The 16826-nt window shown below is 64.3% G+C and carries 10 protein-coding genes; 7 read left to right on the top strand and 3 right to left on the bottom strand.

What is annotated here, in order from left to right; genetic code table 11:
• Positions 1–19 precede the first annotated feature (19 nt).
• The 4 genes from NKJ67_RS00075 to NKJ67_RS00090 all read left to right on the top strand — a co-directional run bounded on the left by NKJ67_RS00075 (position 20) and on the right by NKJ67_RS00090 (position 7460).
• Entirely contained in the window at positions 20–4027 is a 4008-nt protein-coding gene (locus NKJ67_RS00075) for a peptidoglycan-binding protein (RefSeq protein WP_352580056.1), read from the top strand.
• Between the two features lie 192 nt (positions 4028–4219).
• Positions 4220–5143: a sulfite exporter TauE/SafE family protein gene (locus NKJ67_RS00080; protein ID WP_027039532.1), complete on the top strand. Its 924-nt coding sequence runs from the start codon at positions 4220–4222 to the stop codon at positions 5141–5143.
• The gene (locus NKJ67_RS00085; protein WP_128287804.1) at positions 5143–5934 is read left to right on the top strand and encodes a TIGR02186 family protein; all 792 of its coding nucleotides are present in this window, start codon (positions 5143–5145) and stop codon (positions 5932–5934) included. The genes NKJ67_RS00080 and NKJ67_RS00085 overlap by 1 nt, the downstream gene beginning before the upstream one ends.
• A 269-nt stretch (positions 5935–6203) precedes the next feature.
• Positions 6204–7460 (top strand): Hsp70 family protein, encoded by a 1257-nt coding sequence (locus NKJ67_RS00090; protein WP_127267782.1) that lies wholly within the window; start codon positions 6204–6206, stop codon positions 7458–7460.
• A 144-nt stretch (positions 7461–7604) separates the two neighbouring features.
• Here the strand turns inward: NKJ67_RS00090 and NKJ67_RS00095 are convergent, their stop codons facing one another.
• Positions 7605–8495 carry a LysR substrate-binding domain-containing protein gene (locus tag NKJ67_RS00095; protein ID WP_292659312.1) on the bottom strand — a complete coding sequence of 297 codons (891 nt, stop codon included), beginning with the start codon at positions 8493–8495 and terminating at the stop codon, positions 7605–7607.
• 278 nt (positions 8496–8773) lie between these two features.
• Here NKJ67_RS00095 and NKJ67_RS00100 point away from each other — a divergent pair, with 278 nt between their 5' ends.
• From NKJ67_RS00100 to NKJ67_RS00110, 3 genes are read left to right on the top strand one after another with little or no spacing between them, the layout of a single operon-like run.
• Positions 8774–11704, top strand: coding sequence for a molybdopterin oxidoreductase family protein (locus NKJ67_RS00100; protein ID WP_352580057.1), 2931 nt, complete (start codon positions 8774–8776; stop codon positions 11702–11704).
• A complete protein-coding gene (locus NKJ67_RS00105) occupies positions 11701–12435 on the top strand; it encodes a 4Fe-4S dicluster domain-containing protein (RefSeq protein ID WP_127320861.1) in 735 nt (244 codons plus the stop codon). Before NKJ67_RS00100 ends, NKJ67_RS00105 begins: the two co-directional genes overlap by 4 nt.
• A 3-nt stretch (positions 12436–12438) precedes the next feature.
• Positions 12439–13374 (top strand): dimethyl sulfoxide reductase anchor subunit family protein, encoded by a 936-nt coding sequence (locus NKJ67_RS00110; RefSeq protein WP_352580058.1) that lies wholly within the window; start codon positions 12439–12441, stop codon positions 13372–13374.
• 6 nt (positions 13375–13380) lie between these two features.
• Here the strand turns inward: NKJ67_RS00110 and pdeM are convergent, their stop codons facing one another.
• Together pdeM and NKJ67_RS00120 are read right to left on the bottom strand one after the other, a co-directional pair.
• Entirely contained in the window at positions 13381–14097 is a 717-nt protein-coding gene (pdeM, locus tag NKJ67_RS00115) for a ligase-associated DNA damage response endonuclease PdeM (protein WP_256745948.1), read from the bottom strand.
• Positions 14094–16643: a ligase-associated DNA damage response DEXH box helicase gene (locus tag NKJ67_RS00120; protein ID WP_352580059.1), complete on the bottom strand. Its 2550-nt coding sequence runs from the start codon at positions 16641–16643 to the stop codon at positions 14094–14096. The genes pdeM and NKJ67_RS00120 overlap by 4 nt, the downstream gene beginning before the upstream one ends.
• Between the last annotated feature and the right edge of the window lie 183 nt (positions 16644–16826).

Genomic DNA, 16826 nt, shown 5'->3' on the forward strand with positions numbered 1-16826 from the left:
CTGAAAGACGGACGCACCGATGAACAGCAAGCGGTCCTATCTCGACACACTCAATGCCGGCAGGCAGCGCAGGCCGCAGACCACGCTCGAGCAGTTGAACCAGTCGCTGGAGACACTGGAGCAGCGGCTGGAGCGGACGCGCGAGGATCCGGTGGCACGTCCCGAACTCCGCCAACCCGATCCACGCCAATATGGTGCCGATGCGCGCTATCCCGCAGCCCGGCCCGCTGGCCAGCAGCGCTGGTACGAGGACCCGCAGCCCGCGTTGCGTCCGAAGAGCCCGATTCAGGGAGCCGCCGCTTTCGAGCAGAACTATCAGGCCATTGCCCGCGACATTGATCGCGTGCGCGGCCAGGAGGACGGCGTTGCCATGGTCGGCAAGATCGCCGGCGAATTGCGCGGCATGCGCGAGGAATTGCGCCACCAGATGACCGCAGGCCTGCAGCGGGAATTCGAAGCGCTGCGCAAGGACATCGAGCGGGCTTTCCAGTCAGGGGCAAGGCCCGATGCTTCGGCCAAGGGCAGTGCTGAACTCGGTCTTGAGTTCGAGCGGCTTTCGGGCGCCATCCAGACACTGGCCGAGAAGAGCGACGACAGAAGCGTCAACATGCTGCGGCTCGAACTCGAACAGGTCAAAGCCGCACTCGAAACGCTGGCACGCGAAGAGAGCGTGCAGAAGGTCGACCGCCGCTGGGACGATTTCGATCGCCGGTGGACGGCGTTCGAAGACCGCGTCGACGCCGACCAGCGCAAGCGCTCGGACGACCCGGGCCTGTCTGCTCTGACCGCCCGGCTGGAACAGATCAGCAATGCCGTCAACAATTTGCCGGAATCGTTATCGCTGCGCTCGTTGGAGGAGAAGGTGCGCACGCTTGCCGGTGCTGTCGACCATTTCGCCAGCCAGCAGGACAATCGCGGCAGCGACACGCTTGGCATGATCGACGAGCGGCTGGACGAGATTTCCCGCGCCATCGTCGCATCCACGGTCGCCGCGCAAGCCAATTCATTCGACCACGAGGCTTTCGAGCGCATCGAGAGGCGGATCGACTCACTTGCCAGCCAGATCGAGGAAGTGGCGCAGGATCGTCCGGGCAACGCGGTCATGGACCGGTTGAGCACGCTGTCGGGCCGGGTCGACGAACTCGCCGGCCGCGCCAATCTGCCGGAGCAGGCGATGGAGCGCCTGGCCAAGCAGATCGCACTCATCGCCGACAAGATCGACCAGGCACCAGCCATGCCTGACGCCGACTACATCTTCCATGGGCTGGAGCAGCGCTTCGACGTGCTGTCGAGCATGATGGAACGCCGCCAGGGTGACGCCATCGAACAGGGCAACATGCTGTTCCGCGATCTCGAGCGCAGGCTGGATGAGGTTGCCGACAGGCTCGACCAACGCATGCCGCAGATCGACAGCGCCGGCATCATGGACGCCATCGATGCGCGCTTTACGGCGCTCGCCAAGCGTATGGAAACGCGTGTACCCGATCCCGCGGGCGAAGCCGCAATCCGCGGCCTGGAGAGCCGGCTCGAAGACATTTCAAGCCGGCTGGATGCGTCGGCCGCGCAGGTGGCCGGCATCGATCCGGCGCTGATCCGCAGCCTGGAAGCACAGGTTGCCGGCCTGTCCGCCCATCTTTCCAGGCCCAGCACCCCGCTGCCGGAATTCGAGGACATCAGCCCGCGTCTCAACGAAATTGAAAAGTCGCTCGCAGGAACCCGCGATTCCATCCTTGGCGCAGCGCGCGAAGCCGCCGAGAACGCGGTGCAATCACTTGCCGGTTCGAGCGCCAATACGACCGCTGTTTCCGGCCTCGCCCAGGATTTGAAGACGCTTGAAACGCTGACGCGGCGCTCCGACGAGCGCAATTCGAGAACGTTCGAGGCCATCCACGACACGTTGCTCAAGATCGTCGACCGGCTGGGTTCGCTCGAACCCGGCGAGCCGGTCGAGGCGATGAGCGAATTGCTGGATGCGGCACCGGTCGAGCCGAGCAACTGGCGCGGCGCGCGGCGACCCAAGATGGCCGTGGACGCGCCATCGATGGATATCGATCAGCCCCTGCCATTGACTGGGGACTTGGCCGATCTCGATGGCCGTGCCGCCGCCATCCTGCGCAACGAGCCGGGTGCTCGTAGCGATCTGGGCGGCCTGGGTATGGGAACGCGCACGCCGGCCGAAGCCGCAGCGGCTGCGGCCATGGCTGCTCTCGGCTCCGACACAATTGTCGAGAAGAACGAACAGGCGGGCGGCCGCAGGTCGATGTTCGGCGGACTGGCCCGCGCCTTCAAGGGCAAGAAGGAGGCGGACATCCCGCCACTGGCCGGCTCGGCGCCGAGTGCCCCGATCCCGAGCGTCGATCTCGACGAACCGCTCGATCCGAAAATGGCCAACCGGCCGCTGGAGCCCGGTTCCGGCGCACCTGACCTCAACGCCATCATGAAGCGCGTGCGCGACGAGCGCGGCCAGCCGGCCAAGCCCAGCGACACCGACGCCGCGAAGTCGGATTTCATCGCCGCTGCCCGGCGCGCGGCCCAGGCCGCGGCCGCCGAGGCCGATGCGCTGAAGCGCCAGTCGACGGTGACCGGACCGGTGAAGGCACTGCGGATCGGCGACCTGCTCAAGGCACGGCGCAAGCCGATCCTGATGGGGACAACCGCGATCCTGCTGGCACTGGGCGCCCTGCAACTGGGCAAGGCCTTCTTCGCCGATCCGGCCCAGGTGGCGAGCAACGATGTTGCGCCGATCGTCGCCTCGCAGCCGGTGCAGACCGCCTCGCTTGATGCCGCCGGCCAACCTAAGATGGACGCGCAGCCCGCGGCAGTGGAAAGTGCGCCTGACCACACCGTCAGGCAGGCCGAGCCGTCCGCACCGGCAACCAAGGACGACATGGCCGCGCAAAGCATGATTGCCACGCCGCCAGGCGCCGAGCCGTCGATGAGTGCCGCGCCGACCGCAGAGCCGGTTCCCGCGCCCGTCGCCTCGGTTACATCGGCTGATGCGAACCAAGCGGTGTCCGGGGAGACAGCCTCGGCTGCGCCGGCCTCGACCGTTCCGGTCGCCGCGGAAGCTGCCGACACCGGCGCCCAGCCTATGGCGGCTGAGCCGACTACCGCCAAGGATACCACGGGCGCGGTCCCGCCAGCGGACGCCTCGCCGGCGATGACGACGAAGTTCGACATTCCCGCTGACGCCGGCCCGGCCGCCTTGCGCGATGCCGCCGCCAGCGGCGACGCCAAGGCGCTGTTCGAAATCGGCTCGCGCTATGCCGAGTCACGCGGCGTCAAGGAAGACATGGCGGCAGCCGCCAAATGGTACGAGAAATCGGCGGAACTCGGCTTCGCGCCGGCCGAATACCGCATCGGAAACTTCTACGAAAAGGGCATCGGCGTCGCGCGCGACATCAAGAAGGCGAAGACCTGGTACCAGCTTTCCGCAGCACAGGGCAACGCCAGCGGCATGCACAATCTGGCCGTCCTGTTCGCCATGGCGGCAGACGGCGTCACCGACAATGAATCGGCCGCGCACTGGTTCCAGGCGGCCGCCGACGTCGGCGTCAAGGACAGCCAGTTCAATCTCGGCATCCTCGCCGCCAAGGGCGTCGGCATGAAGCAGAACCTCGAGGAATCCTACAAATGGTTCGCGCTCGTCGCCAAGACCGGCGACAAGGATGCCGCTGCCAAGCGTGACGAGATCGCCAATGCGCTGCGGCCAGAGCAGCTCGAACGCGCCCGCGCCGCGACCGAACTGTGGAAGGCCAAGCCGCTGGATGCGGCGGCCAATTCGGCCGACATTCCCGAATCCTGGCAGGACGGCACACCGCAGACGACAGCCAGCATCGACATGAAGAAAGCCGTCCAGAACATCCAGCGCATTCTCAACAAGAACGGCTACGACGCCGGCGGCGCCGACGGCAAGATGGGCCAGAAGACGAAGACCGCGATCATGGCTTTCCAGACCGACAACAAGATGCCGGCGACCGGCGAAGTCGATGAAAAACTGGTCAAGGCGCTGCTGGCGCGCAAATAACGGCAGAGGCGTCGTTTCCACGACGCCCTTGCCACACATTCGCCTGTTAACTGATTGAGATGTTTTTTGTTTCGGCGGCGTAGCGCGGTTTGACTTCGCAGCACCTCCGGGGCAAGAACGAATTGGCTTGTCGGGTCAAGATGCCCGCAACGGTTGCATTCGCCGACAGGCAGAACTGATCGAGACTGACGGGTGGGCATCTATCTCCCGATCGCGGAAATTTCCGTCAATATCTTCGTCCTGCTGGCCATGGGCGCGGCGGTGGGTTTCCTGTCGGGCATGTTCGGCGTCGGCGGTGGCTTCCTCATCACGCCGCTGCTGATCTTCTACAACATACCCCCGGCGATCGCGGTCGCCACGGGCGCCAACCAGGTCATCGCCTCCTCCGTCTCCGGCGTCCTTTCGCACATGAAGCGAGGGACGCTCGACTTCAAGCTCGGCGGGGTGTTGCTGGCCGGCGGCATTGTCGGTTCCACCGGCGGCATCTTCGTCTTCGCCTTCCTGCGCCGCCTCGGCCAGCTCGACCTGTTCATCTCGCTGCTCTACGTCGTGCTGCTCGGCACCGTCGGCGGGCTGATGCTGGTCGAAAGCGTCAATGCGCTGCGCGCCACGCGCAGCGGTGCGGCACCCGTGCTGAAGAAATCCGGCCAGCACAACTGGATCCACCGCTTGCCGCTGAAGATGCGGTTCAGGGCCTCAAAACTGTTCGTCAGCGTCATCCCCGTCCTTGGACTTGGCGCCGGCATCGGGTTCCTGTCGTCGATCATGGGCGTCGGCGGCGGCTTCATCATGGTGCCGGCACTGATCTATCTGCTGAAAGTGCCGACCAACGTCGTCATCGGCACCTCGCTGTTCCAGATCATCTTCACCTCCGCCTATACGACGCTGGTCCACGCCACCACCAACCAGACGGTCGACGTCGTGCTGGCCTTCCTGCTGATGGCGGGCGGCGTCGCCGGTGCGCAGTACGGCGCCAAGGCAGGCCAGCGGCTGCGCGGCGAGCAACTCAGGGCCTTGCTCGCGCTGCTGGTGCTGGCGGTGGCGATACGATTGGCGATCGATCTTTTCGTCACCCCGCCCAACCTCTATTCGCTGTCTGCCGCGGGCCTCAACTGATGAGAGCTCGCAACACATTCGCAACCGCCATTGTCCTGTCGCTGATTGCGGCCGCCGCGCCGGCGAAGGCGCAGGTCCCGCTGACCGAAGGCATCCAGATCGGGCTCTCCACCGACAACGTCTCGATCACCGCCGGCTTTTCCGGGGCCGACCTGACCATTTTCGGTTCGCTGGAAAACCCGGATCCACTTGTCGCGCGCCAAGGCCGTTACGACGTCATCGTCGTGCTCGAAGGTCCGCCCAAACCGGTGGTGGTGCGCCGCAAGGACCGGGTGCTAGGCGTCTGGGTCAATCTGGATTCCGAGACCTTCGAGAACGTGCCGGTCTCCTATTCGGTGGCGACGACGCGACCGCTGCAGGACATCACTGAACCCAACAGCTACAAGCAGCTGTCGCTCGGCGCCTCCAACCTCTACATGCAGCCCGCCGATGCCGGCGACAGCCCGGCGACGATCGAGGAATTCACGGCCGCACTGCGGGAGCGCAAGTCGGCGACCGGCCTCTACAGCGAGAATGTCGGCGGCGTGCAATTCCTGTCGCAGAACCTGTTCCGCGCCACAGTGAGGCTGGCGCCAAATGTGCCAGTTGGAACCCATAAAGCCCGCGCGTTCCTGTTCAAGAGCGGCCTGTTCATCAAGGAAAGCTCGGCCCAGCTCGAAATCCGCAAATCCGGTTTCGAACAGTCGATCTTCCGTGTCGCCCACAATTATTCCTTCCTCTACGGCGTCTTCGCGATATCGCTGGCCATGCTGACAGGCTGGCTCGGAAGGCTGATCTTCCGGCGGGATTAATGCATGTCGCCCAAAAGTGGCCCCGGTTTTGGGAGAAAGACATGCATCGAATCAAGAGCTGAAGTGCGTCGCGTGAATCCGCTCAAACGCGACGCACTTCAGAACTTTCCCCGAAAAGTGGTTTCCCTTTGCCGGGGCATGCGGTAGACCGCGCTCCCCAGCCAAATGGCAGACACAAACAATTCGGTTCGGCAGAGCAGCCCGTCCCCGGGCAGCGCGCGATTTCTCGGCGCCTGTCGGCTCGCCGACGACAAATACAGGAACTTGTCATGCGACCAGCCTTCGGCGGCATCGACTTCGGCACTTCGAACTCCACTGTTGGCGTGGTCCGCAACGGGCAGCCGCGCCTCGTCGCCCTGGAGGACGGCCAGGTGACACTGCCCAGTGCCGTGTTCTTCAACTTCGAGGACAACCGCACCTGCTTTGGCCGTCACGCCATCGCCAACTACACCGACAGCATCGAAGGCCGGCTGATGCGTTCGCTGAAGAGCGTGCTCGGCAGTTCGCTGGCCCATGAAAAGACCCGCATCAAATCGCGGTCGATCGGCTTCATGGACATCGTCGGCATGTTCCTCGGACATCTCAAGATGAGGCTGGAAGCAGATGCCGGCGATACGGTCGAGACCGTCGTTCTTGGCCGGCCGGTGCAATTCGTCGACGACGATGCCGAGGCCGACGCGAAGGCGCAAAGCGAACTCGAGAACGCCGCCCGTGGCCAGGGCTTCAAGCACATCGCTTTCCAGTTCGAGCCGATCGCGGCGGCGCTCGACTACGAACAAAAGGTGACATGCGAGGAACTGGCGCTGATCATCGATATGGGCGGCGGCACGTCGGACTTCTCGATCGTGCGCGTCTCGCCGCAGCGCTCCCGGTCGCTCGACCGCAAGGACGACATCCTGGCCAGCCGGGGCGTCCATATCGGCGGTACGGATTTCGACCGGCTGCTGAGCATCGCCCATGTCATGCCGCAACTCGGCTATTTGACGCCGACCAAGGACGGCAAGCGCAATCTGCCGGCAAGCTACTTCATCGACCTCGCGACATGGCAGCGCATCAACCTGGTCTACACCGCCAAGGCGATGACGCATCTGCGCCAGATCCGCTACGAGGCCGAGCGCGCCGACCTGGTCGACCGTTTCATCCACATCGTCGAACACCGCTATGGACACGCGCTGGCCGCACTTGTCGAAAAAGCCAAGATAGAGCTGACCGACAGGTCATCCGCGGAGGTCGTGGTGAAGCTGCCGGGTGCGGAGTTCGCGGCCGAAATCACGCGCAACGGGCTGGATGCCACGATCGCCAGGGACATCGAGCGGGTCACGGCGACGGTAGCGCAGACCATCCGGGACGCTGAGGTGAAGCCATCCGATATCACCGCGGTGTTCCTGACCGGCGGATCGACCGCGATCCCGCTGGCAAGGCGAGAAATCCTGTCGCTGGTGCCGCAGGCATCCGTCATCGAAGGCGACATGTTCGGCTCGGTCGGACTTGGCCTGGCGCTGGATGCGCAGCGAAAGTTCGGTTGACCGGGTCCATTGATATTCAGGTGATGCCGGCCTGCAAATGGCTGATACCTGCGCTTCCGGTGCTCACGTACTTTAAGTACGCTCCGCTCCGGTTCTCGGCATCAGCCATTTTCGACTCGGCCTGACCTGAATCTCAGCGAACCCTCACCGTTGATCCGACGTACCCAGATGCGCCTTGAGCGCCATCTGGGCCAGGCTTGCCTGGCGATCGCGATGGGCGATCATGGCGAAGTCGCGTTTCGGCAGTTGGAGCGGCACCGACCTCAGACTGCCTTCGGCCACGGCGCGCGCCACGACAAGCTCGGAAATGATGGTGGCGCCGGCCCCCGCCTCGACGGCCTGGCGAATAGCTTCATTGCTCGGCAGCACCAGGAATATCTGGAGGTCGGCGAGCGAAATCCCTTCGTGGCGCGCCAGATCCTCCAGCACCTCGCGCGTGCCTGAACCGCCCTCGCGGATGATCCAGCGCAGGCCCTTGATGTCAGGGCGGCCGGGCGCGACCTCGGGGATCTCCGGATGCGCGCTGGCAACCACCAGCATCAGCCTGTCGACGTCGACCTTGGTGCGGCGCAATATGTCGGATTCGGTGCGACCTTCGACCAGGCCGAGATCGGCCGCGCCATCGAGGACATTGGCCTCGACTTGCCTGGTGTTGCCGATGGAGACGCTCAGCCTGACGGCCGGATAGGCTTCGTGGAAGGAAGCCAGCCGGCGCGGCAGCCAGTAGCTGGCGATGGTCTGGCTGGCTGCGATCGAGAGGCTGCCGGTGACGGTCTGCGAGACATGCTCCAGCACATTGCGCGCGGCGGCGGCCCGCTCGAGCACGGCCTTGGCCTCGGGCAGGAACCGGTGGCCGGTCTGGGCAAGCTCGATGTTGCGGCCGACGCGGTTGAACAGGTGGACGCCGTGCTGTTCTTCAAGCGCCCGGATGGCGGCCGATGCGGCCGACTGCGAAATGCCCAGCAATTCCGCCGCCTTGGTCATATGGCCGCGCTCGGCGACGGCGACGAAAATCCGCAACTGGTCCAGGGTCATGTCTGCATTAAGAACCAATATCGATCGAATTTACAAGAACAACTGATTAGACAGATCGATAGCTTTATTCTAAGTTTTTGAAAGAAGTTAGAAAAAATTCGCCGAGAGATCGCAGAGAGCAGAATGATCGGGCGGTTCAGATCCCTGCTTGCGCATTGGACCCGCGGCATAAGACGGCGGCTGGCCGGTGATCGCTACCACCCGGAAGAGCATTACATGCGCGGCCCCGGACCGAAGACGCGGGCCAAATCCATGGGCCGTACAGGCGCCACCGGATCATGATGCAGGGACCGCCGCGCGGCGCGAATTCGGCACCATCGCAACGCCCGCTTGCCGACACGCGGGCGCCTGACGAAGGCGACGGCGTCGACACCTCGCCTGATGTTTCCGACAGCATCGCCAAGACGACCTGCTACATGTGCGCCTGCCGCTGCGGCATCGACGTGCACATCAAGGATGGCAAGGTCCGCTACATCAACGGCAACAAGGACCATCCGGTCAATCGCGGCGTGATCTGCGGCAAGGGCAGCTCCGGCATCATGCAGCACTACAGTCCGGCAAGGCTGAAGAAGCCCTTGCTGCGCAGCGGGCCGCGCGGCTCCGGCGAGTTCCGCGAGATCGAGTGGGAAGAGGCGTTTTCGATCACGACGGAACGGCTCTCGGCCATCCGCCGGACCGACCCCAGGAAGCTGGCCTTCTTCACCGGCCGCGATCAATCCCAATCCTTGACCGGCTGGTGGGCGAGCCAGTTCGGCACGCCGAACTTTGCCGCCCATGGCGGCTTCTGTTCGGTCAACATGGCGGCCGGTGGTCTCTATACGATCGGCGGTTCGTTCTGGGAGTTCGGTGAGCCCGACTGGGACAACACCCGGTATTTCATGCTGTTCGGCGTCGCCGAGGATCACGATTCCAACCCGATCAAGATCGGCCTCGGCAAACTCAAGGCGCGCGGCGCCAAGGTCGTCTCGATCAACCCGTGCCGCACCGGCTACAATGCCATTGCAGACGACTGGATCGGCATTCGGCCCGGCACCGATGGGCTGTTCGTGTTCGCCCTCATCCACGAATTGCTCAAGGCGGGCCGCGTCGATCTCGATTATCTGCTGCGCTACACCAATGCCCATGTTCTCGTCGTGCAGGAGCCGGGTGCCGCCGATGACGGGCTGTTCGTGCGCGACGCCGACGGAAATCCGCTGGCGTGGGACAGGGTTGCGAAGACGCCTGTCGGCGCCACCGATGCCAGTGCGAAGCCGGCACTGACGGGCAGCTTCACGGTCGGCGGGCGCCACTGCGTCCCGGTGTTCCAGCTCATCGCCGACCGCTACCTCGATGAGAGCTATGCGCCGGACGCGGTCGCCGAGCGCTGCGGCATTGCCGCCGATACGATCCGCAGGATCGCCGCCGAACTTGCGCATGTCGCCTTCGAACAGACGATCGAATTGCCGATCGCCTGGACCGACTGGGCCGGACGCCGGCACGAGACCATCAATGGGCGGCCTGTCTCGATGCACGCCATGCGCGGCATCTCGGCCCATTCGAACGGCTTCCACACCTGCCGCGCCATCCATCTCCTCCAGGTGTTGCTGGGCACGGTGGATGTCCCTGGCGGCTTCCGTTTCAAGCCGCCCTACCCCCGCTCCGCTCCGCCCGGTCCCAAGCCGGCCGGCAAAACCGTCAAGCCGATGACGCCGCTTGACGGCATGCCACTCGGTTTCGTCTGTGGGCCGGACGATCTTTTGGTCGATGAGGCCGGCACGCCGCTTCGCATCGACAAGGCCTATTCCTGGGACGCACCGCTGGCCGCGCATGGCCTGATGCACACCGTCATCCGCAATGCCTGGGACGGCGATCCCTACAAGATCGATACACTGATGATGTATATGTCGAACATGGCGTGGAATTCCTCGATGAACACCGTCGAGACAATCGCCATGCTGACCGACCATGACGATGCGGGCAACTACAAGATCCCCTTCATCATCTATTCCGATGCCTATTATTCCGAGACCGTGCCGTTCGCCGACCTCGTGCTGCCCGACACCACCTATCTTGAGCGGCATGACTGCATCAGCCTGCTCGACCGGCCGATCAGCCATGCCGACGGACCGGGCGACGCCATCCGCCATCCCGTCGTCGAACCTGATCGCGACGTCCGGCCGTTCCAGTCGGTGCTGATCGAACTCGGCGCGCGGCTCGGCCTGCCCGGTTTCATCAACGGCGATGGCTCGGCCAGATATGCCGACTACGCCGACTACATCGTCAACCATGAGCGCACATCAGGCATCGGCCCGCTCGCCGGCTGGCGCGGCAAGGACGGGACCTCGACCGGCAGGGGCGAGGCCAACCCGGACCAGCTGCAGCGCTACATCGACAATGGCGGCTTCTGGCACCACGAATTCGCCGACGACCAGCGCTACTACAAGATGGCCAACCGCTCCTATCTCGACTTCGCGATGCAGATGGGTTTTATCCCGAAAGCCGAGCCGATCGTCTTCCAGCTCTATTCCGAGCCGATGCAGCGCTTCAGGCTCGCCGCGCGTGGGCATGGCCGTGTGGTGCCACCGGCGGGCGATCGCCAGCGCATCGAGACCTACATGGACCCGCTGCCGTTCTGGTACATGCCCTTCGAGGAAGCGGTCGTCGACCTCGGAAAATATCCGCTGCATGCGCTGACGCAGCGGCCGATGCACATGTACCATTCCTGGGGCTCGCAGAATGCGTGGCTGCGGCAGATCACCAGCCAGAATCGGCTGTTCGTGCATCACCGGACGGCAGCTGGCCTCGGCCTTGTCGACGACGACTGGGTGTGGATCGAAAGCATCAACGGCAGGGTGAAGGGGCAGATCAAACTGATCGACGGGGTCAACGAAAGCACGGTCTGGACCTGGAACGCCATCGGCAAAAGGCGCGGCAGCTGGGGGCTGAAGGACGACGCGGCCGAGAGCAACCGCGGCTTCCTGCTCAACCATATCATCGGTGACCAGACCTCGGCTGACGCTCAGGGCAAACGCTATTCGAACTCCGATCCTGTGACCGGCCAGGCGGCATGGTTCGATTTACGCGTGCGCATCGTCAAATGCGCGGCCGAAGAAGCCGGCTTCACCGAGCCGCAATTCGAACGTTTCCAGCAGCCACCGCATTTCGAACCCTCACCCGACAGACTGACTTTCGGCGCTGAATTCCGCCGGGCAAGAGAGGCGACCGAATGACCTGCCTGCCAAGCCAAAGCGGCAAGAAACTCGGCCTTGTGATCGACCTCGATACCTGCGTCGGCTGCCAGGCCTGTGTCACCGCCTGCAAGGAATGGAACACCGGCGGCCACATGGCGCCGCTGACCGACATCGACCCCTATGGCGGCCATGTCGACGGCGTCTGGTTCAACCGCGTGCACGCTTACGAGCACACCACCGAGATGGGCGGACGGACGGTGAACTTCCCGCGCTCCTGCCTGCATTGCGAGACGCCGGCCTGCGTCACCGTCTGCCCGACCGGCGCCTCCTACAAGCGGGCTTCGGACGGCATCGTGCTGATCGACGAGGACAAGTGCATCGGCTGCAAATTGTGCAGTTGGGCCTGCCCTTACGGTGCACGCGAATTCGACACCGATGTCGGGGTGATGAAGAAGTGCACGCTGTGCGTCGACCGCATCTACAATGACAATCTGGCCGAGGAAGACCGCGTGCCGGCCTGCGTCGCCGCTTGCCCGACCAGCGCCCGGCATTTCGGCGACCTAGGCGATCCCCTGTCGGCTGTCTCGCAACTGGTGGCGGAGCGTGGCGGCGTCGACCTGATGCCTGAGCTCGGCTATCGCCCAACCAACAAATATCTGCCGCCGCGCGCCCACAGCAAGCGCGCCGCATCGGTGGCCGCGCCGGCATTGGAACCGGTGCGGGCCGAAGGCGGTTTCCTCGGCTGGGTCGACCGCATGCTTTCGAACTGACCCATGCATCCAGCCTTCTCCGTCGTCTTCTTCACCACCGCCACCGGCGCCGGCTACGGCCTGCTGGCGCTGCTGGGCATGTTCGGAGGCTTCCAGATCATCCCGCCTGATTTCTGGCTGGGCCTTGTCGGCATGGGCCTGGCACTCGGTCTCATCGTGGCCGGGTTGTTGTCTTCAACGGGTCACCTCGGCCGTCCCGAACGCGCCTGGCGGGCGTTCTCGCAATGGCGCAGTTCATGGCTGTCGCGTGAAGGCGTTGCCTCGGTTGTCACCTTCATTCCGGCGGGGCTGTTCGGCATCGGCTGGGTGTTTCTCGGCCGCATCGATGGCTGGGTCGGCATCGCCGGATTTCTGGCTGCCATCGGCGCGGTCGTTACCGTCTGCACCACCGGCATGATCTATGCGTCGCTGAAGCCGATCGCCCAATGGCACAGCCACTTCACCCTGCCCGGCTACCTCATCTTCTCGACGATGACCGGCAGCGTGCTGCTGAACGCGCTGCTGCAGGGCTTTGCGCTGGGTTCGAAGGTGCAGCTGGCGGCTTGCCTGCTGCTGACCTTGTTCGGCTGGAGCTGGAAAGTGGCGACCTGGCGCTACAATGACAGGCTGGAAATCTCGACAACCGCCAACACCGCGACCGGGCTGGCGGGCGGCACGGTGCGGTCGCTGGAATGGCCGCATACCGAGGAGAATTACCTGCTCAAGGAGATGGGGTTCCGCATCGCACGCAAGCATGGCGCGCGGCTGCGCCAGATCACGCAGGTTCTGGCCTTCGCGTTGCCCTTGGGGCTGCTCGCCATTGTGTTCGCCCTGCCAGGGTCGCTGGCAGCGTTGCTGTCGATACTTGCTGCTGCAATCCAGTTCGCTGGCATGCTGGTCGAGCGCTGGCTGTTCTTCGCCGAGGCGAAGCACACGGTTACGCTCTACTATGGCAGGTAAGGCTGTTTAGCCCGGCCGCAGCATCGAGCCGGAAATGGCAAAGATGCGTTGGGCGCCCAGCATATAAGCCATCAGCGTGTCCAGCCGGAACAGCCCGGCATAGGCGCGGTCGAGCACGTTAAGCGAACCGGTATAGGCGCCGAAGGCCGGCATGATCATGCGGCCGCCGTCGCCGGCAAAGCAGCGCCGCCTCACCGAGCGTCCCTGCTGGACTATGCGGGCGCAGGGATGCAGATGGCCCGCTATTTCGCCTTCGACACGCTGCTTCGACGGCTCATGCCGGAACAGCAGCGAGCCTATAGCAAGTTCACGCACCGTTTCGCCGGGCAGATCGGCTGGCGCTTCCGGGTCATGGTTGCCGGCGACCCAGAACCAGTCTCGGCCTGCCATCAGCGCTTCCAGCCGCTCGCGGAAGCTTGCATGCATACGCTGGGCGCCGCCGCCATCGTGAAAGCTGTCGCCCAGGCTGATGACGATCGACGGCTGGTAGTCTGATATCACGGCCTGAAGCCGCAACAAGGTCGCGCCGGTGTCGTAGGGCGGGATCAGCGTGCCGCGGCGTGCCAGCGACGAACCCTTTTCCAGATGCAGATCGGACACGGCCAGAAGCCGCAGATCCGGAAAATAAAGCACGCCGCGCGGGTCGCAGACGGCGCGCTCGCCGGCGATGCCGACAAGGTCGGCCTCGGCAATCAGCGATGTGCGCGCCAGCGAAAAATTCATTCCTCAGCCATTTCCGGCCCCATGGCCTCCTCGACCAAAGTCGCCGCATCCATCAAAAGCGTTTCATCGGCTTCGCCATGAACCGGCATCTTGCCGATCTCGAGCATGATCGGCACGGCGAGCGGCGATATCTGTTCGAGTGCCTTATGCACGATTCGACCCTGGATGCGCGAGAGCATGTCGGCAAGTCTGCTGACATCGAGCAGGCCGGTCGCTGCGTCGGCGCGTGTCGCCTGAAGCAGGATGTGGTCCGGTTCATGGCTGCGCAGCACATCATAGATCAGGTCGGTCGAGACCGTGACCTGGCGGCCGCTCTTTTCTTGGCCCGGATGACGTTTCTCGATCAGCCCTGAAATCAGCGCGCAATTGCGGAAGGTGCGCTTGAGAAGCCAGCTGTCGGCCAGCCAGGCTTCGAGGTCGTCTCCCAGCATGTCCTGGTCGAAAAGTGCGCCAAGCGAAGGCTTCCTGGCTTTGAACATCGCGCTCATGTCGCCCAGTGACCATATCGCCAAGGCATAATCGGTGGCGACGAAGCCGAGCGGCCTGGCTCCTGCCCTGTCGAGACGGCGGGTGAGCAGCATGCCGAGCGTCTGGTGCGCCAGCCTGCCCTCGAACGGGTAAGCCACCAGGTAGTGGCGGTTGCCTCGTGGAAAGGTCTCGATCAGCAGGTCGTCACGCTTGGGCAGCACCGATTTGTCGGCCTGGAACCGCAGCCAGTCGGCGACCTGCTCGGGCAGCTTCTTCCATCGCTGCGGGTCGTCCAGCATGATGCGGACCTGTTCGGCGAGATAGGTCGAAAGCGGAAACTTGCCGCCGCCATAATAGGGCACCTTGGCATCGCTGCCGGGCGCGTTCGACACGAAGCATTCATTCTCGCGGATGCCTTCGAAGCGCAGCACCTTGCCGGCGAACATGAAGGTGTCGCCATGCGTCAACGTTTCGAGGAAGGCCTCCTCGATCTTGCCGAGAACCCGGCCGCCGCGCGAAGCCGCGCCCTTGCTGCCTGCTTGCACATAGCGCACATTCAGCGCCGGCACCTCGATGATGGTGCCGACATTCAACCTATACTGCTGGGCAATACGAGGATTGGACACTCGCCAGAACCCATCCTTGTTCAGGCGTATGCGGGCGTAGCGCTCGTAGTTCTTCAGCGCATAGCCGCCGGTGGCGACGAAATCGATGACGCGATCGAATGTCGGCCGGTCGAGGCCGGCATAGGGTGCTGCGGTTCGCACTTCGTTGAACAGGTCATCGGCACGGAATGGCGCGCCGCAGGCGCAGCCGAGCACATGCTGGGCCAGCACATCGAGCCCGCCATCGATCAAGGGAGGCGTGTCCTGCGCGCCGAGATAGTTGGCGTCGAGGGCGGCCCGGCATTCCAGCACCTCGAAGCGATTGGCGGGAATGAGGATCGCCTTGGACGGCTCGTCCATGCGGTGGTTGGCGCGGCCGATGCGCTGCGCCAGCCGGCTCGCCCCCTTCGGCGCACCGACATGCACAACCAGATCGACATCGCCCCAGTCGATGCCGAGGTCGAGCGTCGAGGTGGCGACGATGGCGCGCAGTGCGTTTTCCCCCATCGCCTTTTCGACGCGCCGGCGCTGGGCGACGTCGAGCGAACCGTGATGCAGCGCGATCGGCAAAGTGTCCTCGTTGACCCGCCACAATTCCTGGAACAGCAACTCCGCCTGGCTGCGCGTGTTGACGAACAGCAGGGTCGTCTTGTGGCGCTTGATCTCGCGATAGATTTCCGGCGTGGCGTAGCGCGCCGAATGTCCCGCCCAAGGCACGCGCTCTTCGGAATCGAGGATAGAAATCTCCGGTTTCGCACCCCCGGTGACGACGATCAGTTCGGCCATGCTATGGCCGGTCGAACCCTTGGGCGGATTCTGGCTGACCAGCCAGCGCCGCAACTCGTCCGGTTCGGCCACCGTCGCTGACAGGCCGATCGTCTGCAAGCCGGGGACAAAGCTGCGCAGCCGCGCCAGGCCGAGCGCCAGCAGATGCCCGCGTTTCGACGTCACCAGCGAGTGCAACTCGTCGAGCACGACGTAGCGCAGATCCTCGAAGAAGCGTCTTGCGTCGCCTGCCGCAATCAGCAGCGCCAGTTGCTCGGGCGTGGTCAGCAGGATGTCGGGCGGCACCAGCTTCTGGCGCTGACGCTTGTGGGCGGGGGTGTCGCCGGTGCGCGTCTCGATGGTGACGGGCAGGCCGATTTCCTCCACCGGCTTGCCGAGATTGCGCTCGATATCGACGGCCAGCGCCTTCAGCGGCGAGATGTAGAGCGTGTGGATACCGCGACGCGCCTGGCCCGGCTTTCTCTTGGGCCGGTTGGCCAGTTCAGTGAGCGAAGGCAGGAACCCGGCCAGCGTCTTGCCGGCACCGGTCGGCGCAATCAGCAGGACTGATTGCCCGGCCTGGGCTTTCGCCAGAAGTCCAATCTGATGGGCGCGCGGCGACCAGCCTTTCTCGCCAAACCATCTGAGGAATGGTTCGGGCAGGGCCACGGCGGCATTCTGTTCGGCAAGGCGCGGCTGCTCTGTCACCCGCCAGAGGTAGCGCGACGGCGCGCGAGCGCCAAGGAAAATCGGAACAAAAGGTGATCGAGGTGAGCTTTCCTCGCCCCGTTTACGGGGAGAGGATGCCGGCAGGCAGGTGAGGGGCAGCGCGAACCTTCAAATGCTGGCACTGCCTCTCATCCGCCCTTCGGGCACCTTCTCCCCGTGAAC

Origin of the sequence: Mesorhizobium sp. M0088, from assembly GCF_040322895.1 — a bacterium.
Classification (GTDB): Bacteria; Pseudomonadota; Alphaproteobacteria; order Rhizobiales; family Rhizobiaceae; genus Mesorhizobium.